The organism is Hydrococcus rivularis NIES-593 (assembly GCF_001904635.1).
GTDB classification, from domain to species: domain Bacteria; phylum Cyanobacteriota; class Cyanobacteriia; order Cyanobacteriales; family Microcystaceae; genus Hydrococcus; species Hydrococcus rivularis.
On record NZ_MRCB01000001.1, the window covers coordinates 96,676 to 112,401 of the forward strand.

The 15,726-nt window shown below is 39.6% G+C and carries 16 protein-coding genes; 8 read left to right on the top strand and 8 right to left on the bottom strand.

Features of this window, described 5'->3' with window-relative positions; genetic code table 11:
- Together NIES593_RS00420 and NIES593_RS00425 are read left to right on the top strand one after the other, a co-directional pair.
- Positions 1-3,123 (top strand): efflux RND transporter permease subunit, encoded by a 3,123-nt coding sequence (locus NIES593_RS00420; RefSeq protein ID WP_073597709.1) that lies wholly within the window; start codon positions 1-3, stop codon positions 3,121-3,123.
- A gap of 318 nt (positions 3,124-3,441) precedes the next feature.
- The gene (locus tag NIES593_RS00425) at positions 3,442-4,833 is read left to right on the top strand and encodes an MFS transporter (RefSeq protein WP_073597710.1); all 1,392 of its coding nucleotides are present in this window, start codon (positions 3,442-3,444) and stop codon (positions 4,831-4,833) included.
- A 51-nt stretch (positions 4,834-4,884) separates the two neighbouring features.
- On the opposite strand, the gene NIES593_RS00430 is transcribed toward NIES593_RS00425, so the two are convergent.
- From NIES593_RS00430 to NIES593_RS00445, 4 genes are all read right to left on the bottom strand, one after another.
- Complete coding sequence (locus NIES593_RS00430; RefSeq protein WP_217651767.1) at positions 4,885-5,043, bottom strand: hypothetical protein; 159 nt, start codon at positions 5,041-5,043, stop codon at positions 4,885-4,887.
- A 131-nt stretch (positions 5,044-5,174) separates the two neighbouring features.
- Positions 5,175-6,074, bottom strand: a complete 900-nt coding sequence (locus tag NIES593_RS00435; RefSeq protein WP_073597711.1) for a sulfite exporter TauE/SafE family protein — start codon at positions 6,072-6,074, stop codon at positions 5,175-5,177.
- 25 nt (positions 6,075-6,099) lie between these two features.
- Complete coding sequence (locus NIES593_RS00440; RefSeq protein WP_073597712.1) at positions 6,100-6,798, bottom strand: MBL fold metallo-hydrolase; 699 nt, start codon at positions 6,796-6,798, stop codon at positions 6,100-6,102.
- A 30-nt stretch (positions 6,799-6,828) separates the two neighbouring features.
- Positions 6,829-7,278 carry a protein tyrosine phosphatase family protein gene (locus NIES593_RS00445; RefSeq protein WP_073597713.1) on the bottom strand — a complete coding sequence of 150 codons (450 nt, stop codon included), beginning with the start codon at positions 7,276-7,278 and terminating at the stop codon, positions 6,829-6,831.
- 90 nt (positions 7,279-7,368) lie between these two features.
- Between NIES593_RS00445 and NIES593_RS00450 the strand changes: the two genes are divergently transcribed.
- From NIES593_RS00450 to NIES593_RS00470, 5 genes are all read left to right on the top strand, one after another.
- Positions 7,369-7,713 (top strand): ArsR/SmtB family transcription factor, encoded by a 345-nt coding sequence (locus NIES593_RS00450; protein WP_016870435.1) that lies wholly within the window; start codon positions 7,369-7,371, stop codon positions 7,711-7,713.
- Between the two features lie 154 nt (positions 7,714-7,867).
- Complete coding sequence (locus tag NIES593_RS00455) at positions 7,868-9,067, top strand: MFS transporter (protein ID WP_073597714.1); 1,200 nt, start codon at positions 7,868-7,870, stop codon at positions 9,065-9,067.
- 108 nt (positions 9,068-9,175) lie between these two features.
- Entirely contained in the window at positions 9,176-9,919 is a 744-nt protein-coding gene (locus tag NIES593_RS00460; RefSeq protein ID WP_073597715.1) for a COG4705 family protein, read from the top strand.
- A gap of 59 nt (positions 9,920-9,978) precedes the next feature.
- Positions 9,979-10,653 (top strand): response regulator transcription factor, encoded by a 675-nt coding sequence (locus NIES593_RS00465; protein WP_073597716.1) that lies wholly within the window; start codon positions 9,979-9,981, stop codon positions 10,651-10,653.
- 15 nt (positions 10,654-10,668) lie between these two features.
- The gene (locus NIES593_RS00470; RefSeq protein WP_073597717.1) at positions 10,669-11,913 is read left to right on the top strand and encodes a sensor histidine kinase; all 1,245 of its coding nucleotides are present in this window, start codon (positions 10,669-10,671) and stop codon (positions 11,911-11,913) included.
- On the opposite strand, the gene NIES593_RS00475 is transcribed toward NIES593_RS00470, so the two are convergent.
- The 4 genes from NIES593_RS00475 to NIES593_RS00490 all read right to left on the bottom strand — a co-directional run bounded on the left by NIES593_RS00475 (position 11,910) and on the right by NIES593_RS00490 (position 14,441).
- Positions 11,910-12,353 (bottom strand): DUF2127 domain-containing protein, encoded by a 444-nt coding sequence (locus NIES593_RS00475; RefSeq protein WP_073597718.1) that lies wholly within the window; start codon positions 12,351-12,353, stop codon positions 11,910-11,912. The two genes, NIES593_RS00470 and NIES593_RS00475, sit on opposite strands and share 4 nt — an antisense overlap.
- 366 nt (positions 12,354-12,719) lie before the next feature.
- The gene (locus NIES593_RS00480) at positions 12,720-12,938 is read right to left on the bottom strand and encodes a hypothetical protein (protein WP_073597719.1); all 219 of its coding nucleotides are present in this window, start codon (positions 12,936-12,938) and stop codon (positions 12,720-12,722) included.
- A gap of 140 nt (positions 12,939-13,078) precedes the next feature.
- Complete coding sequence (locus NIES593_RS00485; RefSeq protein WP_073597720.1) at positions 13,079-13,777, bottom strand: response regulator transcription factor; 699 nt, start codon at positions 13,775-13,777, stop codon at positions 13,079-13,081.
- A gap of 232 nt (positions 13,778-14,009) precedes the next feature.
- Complete coding sequence (locus tag NIES593_RS00490) at positions 14,010-14,441, bottom strand: peptidoglycan-binding domain-containing protein (protein ID WP_073597721.1); 432 nt, start codon at positions 14,439-14,441, stop codon at positions 14,010-14,012.
- 437 nt (positions 14,442-14,878) lie between these two features.
- Between NIES593_RS00490 and NIES593_RS00495 the strand changes: the two genes are divergently transcribed.
- The gene (locus NIES593_RS00495; protein WP_073597722.1) at positions 14,879-15,625 is read left to right on the top strand and encodes a hypothetical protein; all 747 of its coding nucleotides are present in this window, start codon (positions 14,879-14,881) and stop codon (positions 15,623-15,625) included.
- Positions 15,626-15,726 lie beyond the last annotated feature (101 nt).

Genomic DNA, 15,726 nt, shown 5'->3' on the forward strand with positions numbered 1-15,726 from the left:
ATGCTGAGTGCGATTATTAAATGGGCGATCGCTCGCCGTTGGTTAGTTATCCTGGGTACAATTATCCTCACAATTTGGATATTTCGGACGATTATCCAAATGCCCTTGGATGTTTTTCCTAGCTTTGCACCACCCCAAGTTGAAATTCAAACAGAAGCACCAGGACTCGCCCCCGAAGAATTAGAATCTCTGGTAACTTTACCAATTGAAAGCGCGATTAACGGTACTCCTGGAGTAACGGCGGTACGCTCATCTTCAGCAGCAGGAATTTCTGTCGTTAAAGTCATTTTTAACTGGGATACTGATATTTATCAAGCTCGCCAGCTAGTAACAGAGCGATTACAACAAGCTCAAAGTAAGCTTCCCGAAGGAGTAGAAACTCCGCAAATTTCTCCCACTAGTTCTCCCATTGGCACAGTATTACAATATGCCTTCACGTCTCAAAGCACTCCTTTAATGGAAGTGCGGCGGATTGTTGATTGGCAAGTGACAAATCGCCTTTTAGCTGTGCCTGGTGTTAGTCAGGTAGTGGCGTATGGTGGCGATGTTCGCCAATATCAAATATTAGTAGATCCAGCCAAGCTAAGAGCCTTTAATGTTACTTTGGAAGACGTAGAGCAAGCAGCCAAAGCTGCTAATGTTAACGCTCCTGGGGGCTATTTAATTACTCCTGACCGAGAAAAGTTAATTCGTGGTATTGGCAGAATTGAATCTATTGAAGAATTACAGCAATCAGTAATTACTGCCCGCAATGGTACACCTGTCAAAATCTCAGATATTGCTGACGTGCAAATTGGTGCAGCTATTAAACGGGGTGATGGCAGTTTTAATGGTCAAAAGGCAATTGTTGTGATGATTAACAAACAGCCTCAAGCCGATACTCCTACCGTCACCCGTGCCATAGAATCGGCGATGTCAGAGATTCAAGCAGGATTGCCTAAAGATATCAAAGTTACCCCAACATTTCGTCAAGAAAACTATATCGATTCTTCTATTGAAAATGTTAGAGAGGCTTTAATTGAAGGCAGCATTATTGTAGCCTTAATTCTAATCCCTTTTTTGATGAATTGGCGTAACCTAGCTATTTGTTTAACTGCCCTACCTTTATCTTTATTACTAGGAGTACTGCTACTAAATTGGTTGGGTCAAGGTTTAAATACCATGACTTTGGGAGGGTTAGCAGTAGCAATTGGTTCAGCCGTTGATGATGCAATTGTTGATGCTGAAAACGTCTATCGTAACTTGCGAGAAAATAAATATTCCCCTAATCCACGTCCAGTTTTAGATGTTGTATTTGACGGTTGTCAAGAAGTACGCGATTCAGTATTTGGAGCTACTATCATTACCATAGTTGTCTTCTCCCCAGTTTTTGCTTTAGCTGGTGTGGAAGGTAGCATTTTTATCCCTATGGGATTAGGCTATATGGCAGCAGTTATCGCCTCTAGTATTACGGCATTAACTGTGACTCCAGCTTTATGTGCAATCTTATTACCTTATGGTCGCCTGCCAGAAACAGAACCTTGGGTGGCGAGATTTTTTAAGGGGCTGTATCGTCCTCTACTAACATTTTCTCTGCGGCGTTCTGGAATTGTTATAGGGGCTGCGATCGCAAGTTTAGTGGCTGCGGCTGTAATTGTCCCTTCCTTTGGCAGAATATTTTTACCAGAGTTTCAGGAGCAAACTTTGGTTAATACTCTAACTCTTTATCCGGGGGTTTCTCTAGAAGCTACTAATGCAGCTGGTGAAACACTTCAACACGCACTCAAGGGAGACTCTAGATTTCCATACGTGCAATTGCGTTCTGGACGTGCGCCAGGAGATGGAGACGCAGCCGGGGTAAATTTAGGACACTTGGATATCGAGTTAAGCGACGCAGGAATGAAAGATAGGGAGGGGACGATTGAGAAGTTACGCCAAGAATTTGCGAAATTACCGGGAGTAGCACCGAATATTGGGGGCTTTATCTCACACCGTATGGATGAGGTGTTGTCTGGGGTGAGGAGTGCGATCGCTCTCAAAATCTTTGGCCCCGACTTAGAACAACTCCGCACAATTGGACAGCAGGTTGATGATGTCATGAAAACCGTTAATGGGATTGTAGATTTACAACTAGAACCCCAAATACCAATTGAACAAATACAAATTAAATTCAACCGACCTGCTGCTTCACGGTATGGTTTGACAGTAGGCAAACTGTCTGAGATTATTGAAACTGCTCTGAATGGGCGAGTAGTATCTCAAGTTTTAGAAAAACAACAAACTTTCGATTTAGCGGTATGGTTAAAGTCAGATGCACGGCAAAACCTAGATACGATTCGTAATTTGTTAGTTGATACTCCTAACGGTCAAAAAATTCCTCTTGCACAGGTTGCAACAATTGAAAATGGTACTGGGCCTAATACTATAAATAGGGAGAATGTATCCCGCTTGATTGTTGTTTCTGCTAATGCTAATGGTAGAGATTTGCGTTCCATTGTCAATGAAATTAGGGAGAAAGTTAAGCAACAAGTGCAAATCCCTGCTGGTTACTATATTCAGTATGCAGGACAATTTGAGGCAGAAGAAAGAGCAACTCAGAATATCTTAATTTCGAGTGCGATCGCCTTTGTTGCAATTACAGTAATTATGTACCTTTCTGTCAAATCTATTCCTTCTACCGCCATGATTATGATTAACTTGCCTTTGGCGTTGGTGGGGGGAGTCTTTTCAGTAGCTTTGTCTGGCGGCGTTATTTCAATTGCCTCTTTAGTTGGTTTTATCACTTTATTTGGAGTTGCTACCCGTAATGGTTTGTTACTTGTGGATAATTACAACACCAAATTTGCTGAAGGTACACCATTGAAAGAAGTTCTGATTAAAGGATCAATGGAACGTCTGAATGCCATTTTGATGACAGCTTTTACCTCTGCTTTAGGATTAGCACCTTTAGTAATTGAGAGTGGCCCCGGAAAAGAAATCTTACAACCACTTTCAATAGTGGTGTTAGGTGGTTTATTTACTTCTACTGCATTAACTTTAATGGTCTTACCAGCTTTATATGCTAAATTTGGTAAGTTCTTATTGCCTAAACTTACTATCTCAGTTGTAGAGGATGGCAAAGTACCAAAAGCAGTTTTTGAGTAATGATAAATATCATAGAATTTTATCTTTTAGAATTCTTTATGAATTGTTAGCCTTGAGTAAATTTTGAGTCATCTTGATGCTTTCAGTACAAAAGGTGTTACTAATCAGTTGCCAATGAGGTGATATTATCTCATGATCTGGCTAACGCCAAGCTGCGCTAACAGCAACGCCAAAAATACTACACCCCTTCTAAAAAATAGCAGAGTGGTGAAAATGGTCTTGTCAAGACTATTTTCCAGCTTTGATAAATATGCCCCCTCCCCCCATTAGTGTTAAAATATTACTATAAAAGACTTTTATAACTATGCCCCTTGATAAATGAATACCTTGACATTTTTCCGCAGCTTGAGAAATCCGGTATTTGCAAGGCTGTATACTGCTCAAACCACTAGTTTATTGGGTGATGCACTTACTTGGGTGGGTTTAGCCCTGCTGGCTTTTAACTTAGCTGGAAAGAATGCGGCGGTTGTACTTTCAGTAGCTTTAACTCTGCGTGTTACCGCTTTTGTATTGCTGTCCCCTCTTGCAGGTGCGATCGCAGACCGCCTCGACCGTAAGAAAATCATGGTTATTACCCACATATTCAGAATGTTAATTGTGGGTCTGTTGCCTTTTGTGACACAAATTTGGCAAGTTTACGTATTAATATTTGCACTGAACGTTTTTAATGCTTTCTTCACCCCAACTTACCAAGCCACAATTCCATTAGTCACGGGTGAGAATGACTATGCAGGCGCGATCGCTCTTTCGTCCGCTACTTACCAATTGCTTGGTGTACTTGGCCCCGGTATCGCTGGAAGTGTCGCCGCCTTCATTGGTGCAAGACAAGTCTTCTTTTTGGATGCTCTCAGCTTTGCGATCGCGGCAATCTTAATATTCACCCTACCAGGTCGGCTCGTCGTTGCACAAAATCAACAGCCTTCCAGAACAACACGCCGAACATGGGGAGACATTAAAGACGGTACAACTCGCCTGCTTACAGATGCACCTATTCGTTACGCGCTAGCGATGCAGTTAGTCGCATCAATTGCCGGAGCGCAAATCTTAGTCAATACTGTTGGCTATGTCCAAGGTTCACTTAAACTGGGAGAAGTGCAGTACGGCTGGGTGATGGCAGCTTTTGGGATTGGTGCAACTCTCTGTGCAGTTATTTATGGTACGTTCAATAGAAGTTTGTTGCGTACAACGTTTGTTTTGATTGGTGCAACTTTGATCACCTTGGCTTTATTACCTGCCAACTACGCAAATTTAACAGTATTGATGCTTTTATGGTTGGTAGCGGGTGCGGGGCAAAATTTAGTCAACTTACCTACTCAGACATTAATTGCAGACCGTATCCCGACTGCTATACAAGGGCGAGTTTATGGCGCACACTTTGCCTGGAGTCATCTTTGGTGGGCAATCTCCTACCCTCTTGCGGGTTGGTTAGGAAGTCACTTTGCTGAACGTGAGTTTATTTACGGTAGCTTAGTGGGCTTGATGCTGCTAGTGGTAGTACAAATTACCCTCTCGCCTCATCCACATGAACACGAACACTTTCACTATCTTAGTATGCATGAACATCAACACATCCACGATGAACACCATCAGCATAACCACGATGAGGGGATGGCTATAGGCGAATCTCACAACCATCTTCACGAACACACGACGATTATCTATCACACTCACCCTCACACTAGGGACATTCACCATCGCCATAGTCATTGAACTGTTGTTGATAATATTGCGATCAGATATTGGTTAAAACTTATCAGAGGATTAAGATGAAGCACTGTCATTATCCTTTAAACCGAATGCTGCTTGCCACCTTTGCGGATGACGCGGCACTAAAATTCTTACATCGGGGTCTGGTAATCCAATATTCGCTTCTTTCAACGCAGCAACTATCGCCTGTCTAACTGCTGATGTCGTAGCCACAAAATCAGAACGCCGCGAATCTGTCCAAAAGCGGGTTTCAACTACAACGTCATCTTGTCCTAAATCTCGTATCAGGCATAATAGCTTAACGCATTGGCATATTGTCTGTTTAGCAATTTGTTAACAATAATTCAAATAGAATTCCTGATTTTTTTGTAACCGAAATGAGAACGTGAATTCTGATAATGTTGCTCTTGCCCTATGTTGTATGCTGTTGGTGAAGGCGAGGAGTAAAATTTGCTGCGGTTTTGAAATAAAATAAAACTTGCTACTGCTATAAGCAAATAGCCAAATCCTCGTTGCAACTGTCTAGGCTGTACAAACTGAGAAAGATAAGCTCCACTAATTGTGCCGATGCTGGCAGCGATTGTAAATGAAGCCATGAGATGCCAATTCAGTGATACCTGTCCTAGATAGCCTAACAGTCCAGCAACAGAATTCATTGCAATGATTAGTAAAGAAGTGCCGATCGCTTGTTTCATTGGGGTATTTCCCAGCAAAACTAAGGCAGGAACAATCGCAAATCCGCCACCAACCCCAACTAATCCAGTTAATAAACCAACACCTAAACCTTCACTCAGCATCCAAAGCCAACAGTATTTACATATTGGTTTGGGATATAAGCTTAAATCCAAATCAGTCGCAGCAACTTTTGGAATTGGTTTAGCATTTTTGTTAATCATAAATCCTGCTGCCAATAGCATCATCAAGGCAAACAGAATCATCTGGATTGTGCCGGTAATAAAAGGTAATGTTGCTAATTTAGCTCCTACATAAGCTCCTAACATTGTGGCAGAGCCAAACATGAAAGCGGTTTTTAAATTTACATTGCCTTGCTGCCAATGGGGAATGGCACCAATGAGACTGACACTGCCTACAATAAATAGAGTCATGGCGATCGCTGGTTTTGGTGTCACACCCATGACATACACTAAAATCGGTACTGCTAAAACCGAACCACCGCCGCCAATTAACCCTAAACTGATGCCTATACAAATTGCGAGAAAATGACCAAATATCCAGACAATCATAAATTATGGAATTGATTAGAGGACTTTAACTGGTAAACAGTAAATTACCGCAACGCTCATTGGCGGGAACTGCTTCCATCATTTTTTGTGGTTCAGGTAAATCTAAACTATCCATGAACTGAATGAAGTTTTGGCGATCGCGCCCGACAAATCTTGGATTCCAGCGTTTTTCTTCGCCAATAGTAGATACTGTCTGTCCACGATAGTCATGCCCAGGATATACCAAAGTTTCATCTGATAAAGTAAATAGTTTTTGTGTCACTGAGTCAAACAAAGTTCCCGCATCACCACTTTGAAAGTCGGTTCGTCCACAGCCACGAATAAACAAGGCATCTCCAGTTAAAACTCGATCTTGATTAACTAAATACGCATTATGGCTATCTGTATGACCTGGTGTGGCGATCGCCTGAATTGTTATGCTTGCCAATTGTAAGATTTCTCCATCTTTAATGTACCGATCTGCACAACTGGCTTGAGCTTTATCGGGAACAATCCCCAAACAACCAGTCATTTCTCGCAATTTGGCTGTACCTGTAATATGATCTGCATGAATGTGGGTTTCTAAGCAGTAACGCAGAGATAACCCTAATTCTGTCAGTAGTTTCAAATCACGTTCGACTTGCTCCAACACCGGATCTACCAAAATAGCTTCTTGAGTCTGTTGATCTGCAAGTAAATAAGTGTAAGTGCTGCTTTCTCTGTCAAATAACTGTCTGAATAACATAGTGTTTCCTCTTGCAACAATGCCAAAACTTCAATTTGTTTGGGAGTGAGTTGAAACATAATGTTCAAGGAACTGTTTCATCTGCGGATTAGCACTACAATCAAAGCCAGCCGCAGCAGCTTTCTCAAATACTTGCTCTGGTGTCATTCCTTGTCGCGTTGCTACGTTCATAAATGCCATTAAACCCGCACGCATAGTACTAGCACAATGAATTAAAGCGGGTTTGGGTAGCTGATCAATTTGCTCAAGTACCTCTGTAGTCAGTTCATCGCTAATCTCGTTCGGCTTGACCGGAATGTTGACGTAGTGCAGTCCCAAGACTTGTGCTTGTTGCTGTTCATCGCTGAGAAAACCTTGTTCATCAGGCGATCGCAGATTGAGTACAGACTTGTAACCTTCACTAACCGCCTGCTGTAACTGCTCTGGTGTCACCTGTCCTGCTACTGTTAATTCATTGTTAATCTTTTTGACGTTTTCCATTGCTGTTTTATCTCTTAATCCTTACTACCATATTACTATCTGGTAATATGGTAGTAACTACATATAAGAAGATGTAATATTTAAGTCTGTATGTTAGAATCTTCGCCTCAAGCTCTTGCTCCCGTTGCTGAATACTTTAAAGTATTGTCAGAAGTAAGTCGGCTGCAAGTTTTGTGTTGTCTCAAGTCAGGAGCGAAAAACGTGACAGAAATCATCCAAGAAACCGGACTAGGACAAGCAAATGTTTCCAAACATTTGAAAGTATTGATGCAAGCGGGTATAGTCACTCGTCAACCACAAGGAATCAGTGTTTTTTACCAAATTACTGACCCAATAATTTTTGAGCTATGTGAGTTAGTGTGCGATCGCCTTGTTATTCGTCTGCAAGAACAAACCCAACAGTTAGAACAACTACAAGCACTACGCCAACCGTAAAAATTGCTCCAGATTGAGATTTCTTGGAGTCGATAGAATTTCATTCCAATTTCATCGTCAAGTGTGATGATGATAAATGCAATTAACTGTGATTTAACAATTACAGCTTTCTCTTAACACCGAATTGCCAGTCATCAACTCAAAGGTAACAGCAGTGACAACAAAAACTTTTCAAACCATCCCTCGTAATGTTTGGGTTTTGGGATTTGTCAGCTTGTTAACTGATATTAGTTCTGAGATGATTCATTCGGTGTTGCCGTTATTTTTAATTTCGGCACTAGGAGCAAATTTGCTAACAGTTGGGTGGATTGAGGGAATTGCAGAATCAACTGCTTCTGTACTGAAAGTTTTTTCAGGAGCCTTAAGTGATTATTTAGGACAGCGTAAGAAATTAGCTGTTGTTGGTTATGGACTATCTACCTTAGTTAAACCCCTGTTCGCATTGGCAACTAGTCCTGCTTGGGTATTGATGGCTCGTTTTGGTGATCGCGTTGGTAAGGGAATTCGTGTAGCTCCCCGCGATGCAATCGTAGCAGATGTTACCGATAGCGTTAATCGTGGAGCTGCCTACGGTTTGCGCCAATCTTTAGACACCATCGGCGCATTCACTGGGCCACTAGTTGCATTCATGTTGATGTCTTTTTCAGGACAGAACTTTCGTCTAGTTTTCTGGTTAGCTGTGCTTCCCGGTATTTTAGCAGTAGCTCTTTTAGCAACTGGCGTGCGGGAAACCGGCAATAAAAACAGTCAAAGACAGAATAATCCTCTACAGTGGTCTGCTTTGCAAAGTTTGGGTAAAAGCTACTGGGTGCTAGTTGCGGTTGCACTACTATTTAATTTCGGTAACTCTAGCGATGCTTTTTTATTGCTGCAAGCGCAGCAAGCTGGAGTATCCGCCTCACTAGTACCACTCACCCTAGTTGTAATGAATATAGCTTACTCTCTCAGTGCCTATCCAGTAGGATTGTTATCTGACCGCATTGGTAGATTGGGGCTGCTAGTGGGTGGATTTTTTGTGTATGCGTTGGCATATTTAGGTTTTGCATTTGTTGATGCTCCTTGGCACGTGTGGGGACTATTTGCGCTGTATGGTCTGCATCAGGGCATGAGTCAAGGCATATTGTTAGCACTGGTAGCAGATAGAGTTCCGTCTAATCTGCGGGGTACTGCTTTTGGGTTAATTAATTTGGCTACCGGTGTAGCGCTCTTACCAGCTAGCCTGTTAGGAGGTGTTTTGTGGCAAACAATCAGTCCAAAAGCAACTTTCATCGCTGGAAGTATGTTCGCTTTAAGTGCGATCGTATTACTGCTGGTATTTGAAGGCGGAAGACGAAAATCAGTAGGTAAAGAGTAAAAATCTTCATTGCCAGCTATCTCTTTCCAAGTTCTTGACTTTTTCTCTCTACGATGAACCTGCAAGTTCAGATAACGTATTGGTAGTCCACCAGCAAGTAGAGCAATAATGAACAAAGTTGCAAAAGTCACAATTTTCTTTTGGATTATGAAGATCATCGCCACGACGCTGGGCGAGACGGCAGGTGACTTCATCTCAATGTCTCTTGGGCTGGGTTATTACGTAGCCTTTGCCGTAACTTTTGCCATTCTGGCTATTCTCCTGTTTTTTCAAATTCAATCCGACAGATATCGTCCAGCCGTTTACTGGGTGGCGATCATTGCCACAACCACAGCCGGAACCGAAGTTTCAGACCTGATGGATCGCTCTCTCGGACTGGGCTACGCAGTGGGATCGCTGATCCTGGTAGCCTGTCTCTTGAGCGTTCTTGCCATCTGGTATTACCGGGATCGAGATTTGAGCGTTTATCCAATCGTGAGGAAAGACGCAGAGACAACGTATTGGCTGGCGATTGTATTCTCCAACAGTTTGGGAACAGCCTTTGGTGATTTTCTAACAAGCAACTTAGGACTGAGCTATATCCAGGGCGCATTGGTAACAGCCAGCGTCATTGGTGTTGTCATTGCCCTTCACTACATAACAAAGTTGAGCGATGTTCTCCTATTCTGGCTTGCATTCATCTTCACACGACCCTTCGGAGCCACTTTTGGAGATTTTCTTACCAAACCGATAAAAGATGGCGGTTTATCACTGCCAAGGGGCTATGCTTCAGCGATCGCCTTTATCCTGCTGGCGGTTGTCCTATTCTTTTCCGTGCGAAAGGAGAAAAAAGTGCGTTACCCAATTGAGTGATACGTTTAAGCAGATAGATGACTATTTTTTGTTAAATACAAAATAAATAGTATAGAAATATGAGAATTTTAATAGTTGAAGATGATGATCGCATCGCTAAACCCTTAGCTGAAGATTTAAAACATCAACATCATGCTGTTGATATTGCTGGTGATGGAATTGAAGGTTGGGAATACGCCCAAGCAGGTAATTATGATTTAATTTTATTAGATTTAATGTTGCCGCGCTTAGATGGAATCACTCTCTGTAAACGGCTACGTGCTTCTAATTGTAATGCTTTTATTCTGATGTTGACAGCACGAGATACAACCCCAGATAAAATAATTGGACTTGATGCTGGTGCAGATGATTATTTAGTTAAACCATTTGAACTAGAAGAATTAGCAGCGCGAATTCGAGCTTTATCTCGAAGGAGTCCAGAAACTCGCCAATTAATTTTAATTCATGGTGAGCTACAACTAGACCCTAGTAGTTGTCATGTCACCTACGCAGGTAAGCCTCTATCATTAACACCCAAAGAATACATGATATTGGAATGTTTTTTGAAAAATCCTACTCAAATTTTGACTCGCTCGGCAATTTTAGATAAATTATGGGAGTTTGATAAATTATCCGGAGAAGAAACCGTTAAAACTCACATTACAAATTTAAGAAAGAAACTGAGAGCGATAGGAAGTTCAGAAGATTTTATCGAAACTGTCTATGGTGTTGGTTATCGTCTGTGTCCTAAGTGAAGGCAAATTTGGCTTATGTTTGAAAAAATTCGCCGTCGTTTACTGTTGTCTTATTTAATCGTATTGTCACTAATCTTAGGTGGATTTGCAATTGCTGTTCGGATTGTCTTTACCCATAGCCTCCATAAACAACAAACAGAGAAACTTGTTGCATTAGCACAAGTTGCTGCTGCTAATGCAGAATTTGATAATGGGAGAATTAAAATTGAAAATGACTTACCTCAAGATAAATTATTTGAAAATCATCAAGGATTAAACTGGTTTGATACTAAAGGTAATCTAATCGAAAAACAGGGACGAGATATTTTAAGTTTACCTGTTCATGTAACAGAAGGAGAACAAATTAATACAGTTGGTAAAAATCGTGTCCAGTCTGTCACTTTACCAATTATTAGTAGTGATGATAAACAATTAATTGGGTATGTAAGAGCCAGTCAATCTTTAGAAGAATTTGATGAAACTTTAAATAAATTAGATTTGGGATTAGGTGGTGGAATAGTTGTAGCTTTGATTATTAGTAGTGTTGGCGGAATTTGGCTGACTCGTCAAGCGATGCAACCAATTGAAGAAAGCTTTGAACGCTTGAAACAGTTTACTGCTGATGCTTCCCATGAACTCCGCAGTCCTTTAATGGCGATTAAAAGTAATGCAGGGGTAGCACTAAAGTATCCAGAAGGAATACGAGAAACTGATGCAGAAAAATTTCAGGCTATTTCTAGTGCTACGAACCAAATGACTCGCCTCACTGAAGATTTACTATTTTTAGCTCGTCATGATAATATTCCTAACCGCAGTAAAGAAACTGTTAATCTCAGTTCAATTTTAAATAACTTAGTACAACTGTATCAATCGCAAGCGATCGCTAAACAAATTAATCTGAAAAGCCAATTAACTGAAAAGCTTTATTTATTAGGTGATACAAATCAAATAACACGATTATTTACTAATTTAATTCAAAATGCTATAAATTACACACCGTCAGAAGGGATAGTAGAAATCACAGCTAATCGTTCTGCTTCAGACATAGTAGTTAATGTTCAAGATACAGGTGTAGGAATTGCACCAAAAGATTTAGGAAATATTTTTGAACGTTTTTGGCGAGCAGATAAATCACGTTCTTATAATTCTGGTGGTTCTGGTTTAGGGTTGGCTATTGCTCAAGCTATTGCTCAAAATCACGGTGGATTAATTACCGTCACAAGTCAATTGGGAATTGGAAGTTGTTTTACAGTGCGTTTACCAGCAAGTTCTCTTAATTAATGTTTATAAAAGTGTTTAACCAAGTACGATAGTACAGCTAGATTAACCATAAAGACTAAAAATTTGAAAATCGTTACCCCTTTAATTAACTCATAGATTTCGGGAGGTATACTAATACCAACTAATCCAATAACTAATATCTTTGCCCAAGTTTTTTCATACCATAAACCGATAGCCTCAATGGCTGTCACAACTGCATATATTGCAGTGGCAATTCCGCTAAATTTTAAAGTTTGTGGTTTGATATTAATAATTTTTTCTAGTAACCACTCAATAACTTCGCGTTTCCCTTCCAGTATGTAAGATTCGGAAAAGACCACAAGAGTATCATGTTTTTTTAAAGCTAACAGTAGAACAATAGATGTAGCTGTAAGTAGTAAAGCAACAAAGCCTTTATAAATAACAATTGCTATTAATCCTGGAGGACGTTTATCGATCATTTAATTTTCCTTACTTGTTACTTTATTGCTTGCTGAAAGCTAAATAATTTGTCAATAAAAAGGTTGACAACCTAAATCTGTGATTGATTTATGATAATTATATTCCCAGGTTGGATAATTAATTGATAATATGATAAAAATTAAGTATACTTTTTGTCAGTTTTTGTGTTGAAGCATTCATAATGTAGGTTGCTTAAATCTATATTTTTAATTTTTGTAACATCAATATATTTAATAAAAGTCAATAATTAGAAAAGATTAATTGTCAATAATATTTTGTTTAGTACCATTAGTATAGTAAAAATTAAGGGATGGGAATACAACCCATCCCTTATGTAACTAATTTTAAGCAATCGACCTCACATTTTAATCAAAATGTTCTCTAATGGCTCTGACATAAGCAGCGTCAGTATCATTGAGGTTGTTAAGCTCGTTTTCATACTCAACATTTAAAGCTAATGAGTCAGATTCAGGATTAAATTTACTAGTTGCTGCTAGAACTGCCACATCTGGACTTGCTATTAATCCAAAACTAGCAACAATAAAGATGGGAATTGAACGCCTTATTGAGAGATACTTTTCCATAACTATCAAGCAAAGTTTATTGAGTATTTTCACAGTAATGAATAGTTGTGATAATACTGTGTTATCCTTGTTTCAATTGTTTGTTAGTAGATATATATACAAAAAACGGCGTTCGTTCACCAATATAATTACTAAAGAGGTCAGTCTTCAAATTTATAGCCAACACCATTGACTGTTTTAATAAAAGTGGGATTTGCTGAATCAGGTTCTATCTTTTTTCGTAACCGAGCTATAAGTGTATCGACTACTCGTTCATCCCCACAAAATTCACTACCCCATAATTTATCTATTAGTTGTGTGCGATTCCAAACTCGATTAGGATAGCTAACAAAAGTAGTTAGTAAGTTAAATTCCAAGTTTGTTAAATCTATTTTTTCTGAAAAATTAGGGTTCATTTGACGCAAAGCGGAGTGTTGCTCTATATCGAGCAGAAAATGTTGGGTACGGTAAACTTGATGTTGTTCTGGTTGACGCAAGCTACGTCGCAGAAGCGCCCGAACTCTGGCTACTAACTCTTTGGGGCTAAAAGGTTTGACCAAGTAATCATCAGCACCAGTAGACAAGCCAATAATACGATCTATTTCCTCACTCTTAGCCGTCAACATTAAGATGTAGGGGTCTTTTGCACCAGGTTTTTGTCGAATTCTGGCACACAACTCTAAGCCATTGAGACTAGGAATCATCAAGTCGAGGATGATTAAGTTCGGTTGATGCTCTTGAATTATTTGGAATGCTTGAAGCCCGTCACCACAACTATGGCAAGAAAATCCTGCGTCTTCCAAAGAAAACTGGATTAACCGAGAAATTTCAAATTTATCCTCAACAATTAAGATTTCCATATTACAAAATATCAAAACATTTTATTCTGATATGGGCTAATTTTTGTATTATGTGAATTTAGTTGTAAATTGTAAATTTCTGGCAGTGTGAATTTTGTCAATATATTCAAGTATTAGGAATAAATTTACTTAATATTAATGATTGTTAGCAAAGGGAGAAGGCGAGCAACATTCGCCTCCTCCCCTCTTTTGGTAAACTATGCTAAAAAAGCAAACTGTATTATTTAAGTAATTAGTGAACTATGGCAGACCAAGTTTTTGCTCCAACAACTCCATCAGCTTTCAAATTATGAGACTTCTGAAAAGCAATAATGGCAGAACGTGTGTTTTTACTGTAAACTCCATCAGTTGCTCCATTGTAGAGTTGTTTTGTTTTCAAGAATGCCTGAATCTCTCTTACTGCTTTGCCTCGGCTTCTTAATCGGAGAATTGGTGCTGTTTGAGGTGAATAACTAATAAGTTTAGTTGATTTAGATGCTGCTGTGGTTGCTCGCATCGTTTTAATAGCATTGACATTTTTGGGATGATATTGCGTTGAAATATGTGCGTTTGTTTTTTGTATTTTTGCAGTAGATGCTTGGGCATTAGCTGGTGCTATAGAAGAGAATAACAATGGACTTAAGGCTGCAATAGATAAAGCAAGTTTCACAAATTTATTAGTCATAAGGGTGTATCTCCTTGTTTGGAAAATCTATTACAGCAGATTTAAAGTTAGTGAAGTATACCTTCAAGGTTTCAAAGCTAGTCACAAAACTCATTTGTCTACTCTACCCTTCGGGAACGGCTAACACTGAACGAGAAAGCTAACGCGAACTGACTTCTGAATTCTGCTGTAATTTCAAGTTAGTTAGTAAAAGTAAAGAACTTGGAAAGATTTATCAGGATTTGAAAAAATTATTTTGTCTTCGAGAAATACTTGTGAAACCTTGCAGACACAATTTGCAAATCAGATAAAGAGAAAAATGTGACTATTTTTTTATAGTTTTGTAAAGAATTTGTCACACATGACTGATAAAGTCTAGAAAAAGCAATTTCTACAGTGCTTTGCTAGCGACAGATACAGAGCAGAGTTGCAAAATCACAATAACGGAGGTTATGAGTATGAAACCTGTTATCAATCTTATTTTGAAAGCTAGTTTGGTTGGAACTTTGAGTTTAAGTCTATCAGTACAATCAGTTTACGCATCTCCATCACCGATTAGTGTCCCTGTCATCGAAGTTAGTGACAGTAATGATGATGTTAATGGTACAAAGGCATTTGCAATAGTGAGCAAAGATGAACAAGTAGCAACTCTAAATCAAATCGGCGAGTATAGCAAGACTATCTACAACCTGATTAAAACCAACAATTGGACAGAAGCAAAAAACCATTTATCGCTACTTAAAGCTCTATCAGATCACCTTAAAACAGAGAAGGGAAAAACTGATGTCAACTTAGCCAACCTTGACTCAAGTATCACAGTTTTGCAAAGTACGGTTGCAGCAAAAAACCATCAAGCGATGTGCGATGCTAACCAAGTTAGTGCGATCGCCGATCAACTAGCAATGCAGTTAGAACCTAAAATGCCTTTGGAGGTTGCAATGCTAGACTACTATGGTCGTGAACTAGAAATTTGGGCAGCCGATGGGAATACGGCTAGATTAAAAAATGTTGCTGGTAAAATTCGAGAGACTTGGGAAGCTTTACGTCCTTCAATCCAATCTCACGGCGGTTCACCTCAATTACAGAAGTTCGACGACACTCTAATTGCTTTAGTTGAGACAGCTAGTTCTCCTACTGAATATAGTCTGCTTGCCGCACCTGTACAAGGTGAAGTCAATAATCTCCGAAAAGTATTTCAACAGTAGATTTTTTTTAAAAGGCTCATTCATCTCACTGTCAATTTTGCAGGTATGGTAGGAGATGAATGGGTAGTTTAAAAACTGTCTGTGAATCAAACTGAATCTTC

What these genes read in the sequence shown, in the direction of transcription:
- NIES593_RS00420 (WP_073597709.1), top strand. Translation starts at nt 1, where the DNA reads ATGCTGAGTGCGATTATTAAATGGGCGATCGCTCGCCGTTGGTTAGTT.
- NIES593_RS00425 (WP_073597710.1), top strand. Translation starts at nt 3,442, where the DNA reads ATGAATACCTTGACATTTTTCCGCAGCTTGAGAAATCCGGTATTTGCA.
- NIES593_RS00435 (WP_073597711.1), bottom strand. Translation starts at nt 6,074, where the DNA reads ATGATTGTCTGGATATTTGGTCATTTTCTCGCAATTTGTATAGGCATC.
- NIES593_RS00440 (WP_073597712.1), bottom strand. Translation starts at nt 6,798, where the DNA reads ATGTTATTCAGACAGTTATTTGACAGAGAAAGCAGCACTTACACTTAT.
- NIES593_RS00445 (WP_073597713.1), bottom strand. Translation starts at nt 7,278, where the DNA reads ATGGAAAACGTCAAAAAGATTAACAATGAATTAACAGTAGCAGGACAG.
- NIES593_RS00450 (WP_016870435.1), top strand. Translation starts at nt 7,369, where the DNA reads ATGTTAGAATCTTCGCCTCAAGCTCTTGCTCCCGTTGCTGAATACTTT.
- NIES593_RS00460 (WP_073597715.1), top strand. Translation starts at nt 9,176, where the DNA reads ATGAACAAAGTTGCAAAAGTCACAATTTTCTTTTGGATTATGAAGATC.
- NIES593_RS00465 (WP_073597716.1), top strand. Translation starts at nt 9,979, where the DNA reads ATGAGAATTTTAATAGTTGAAGATGATGATCGCATCGCTAAACCCTTA.
- NIES593_RS00470 (WP_073597717.1), top strand. Translation starts at nt 10,669, where the DNA reads ATGTTTGAAAAAATTCGCCGTCGTTTACTGTTGTCTTATTTAATCGTA.
- NIES593_RS00475 (WP_073597718.1), bottom strand. Translation starts at nt 12,353, where the DNA reads ATGATCGATAAACGTCCTCCAGGATTAATAGCAATTGTTATTTATAAA.
- NIES593_RS00480 (WP_073597719.1), bottom strand. Translation starts at nt 12,938, where the DNA reads ATGGAAAAGTATCTCTCAATAAGGCGTTCAATTCCCATCTTTATTGTT.
- NIES593_RS00485 (WP_073597720.1), bottom strand. Translation starts at nt 13,777, where the DNA reads ATGGAAATCTTAATTGTTGAGGATAAATTTGAAATTTCTCGGTTAATC.
- NIES593_RS00490 (WP_073597721.1), bottom strand. Translation starts at nt 14,441, where the DNA reads ATGACTAATAAATTTGTGAAACTTGCTTTATCTATTGCAGCCTTAAGT.
- NIES593_RS00495 (WP_073597722.1), top strand. Translation starts at nt 14,879, where the DNA reads ATGAAACCTGTTATCAATCTTATTTTGAAAGCTAGTTTGGTTGGAACT.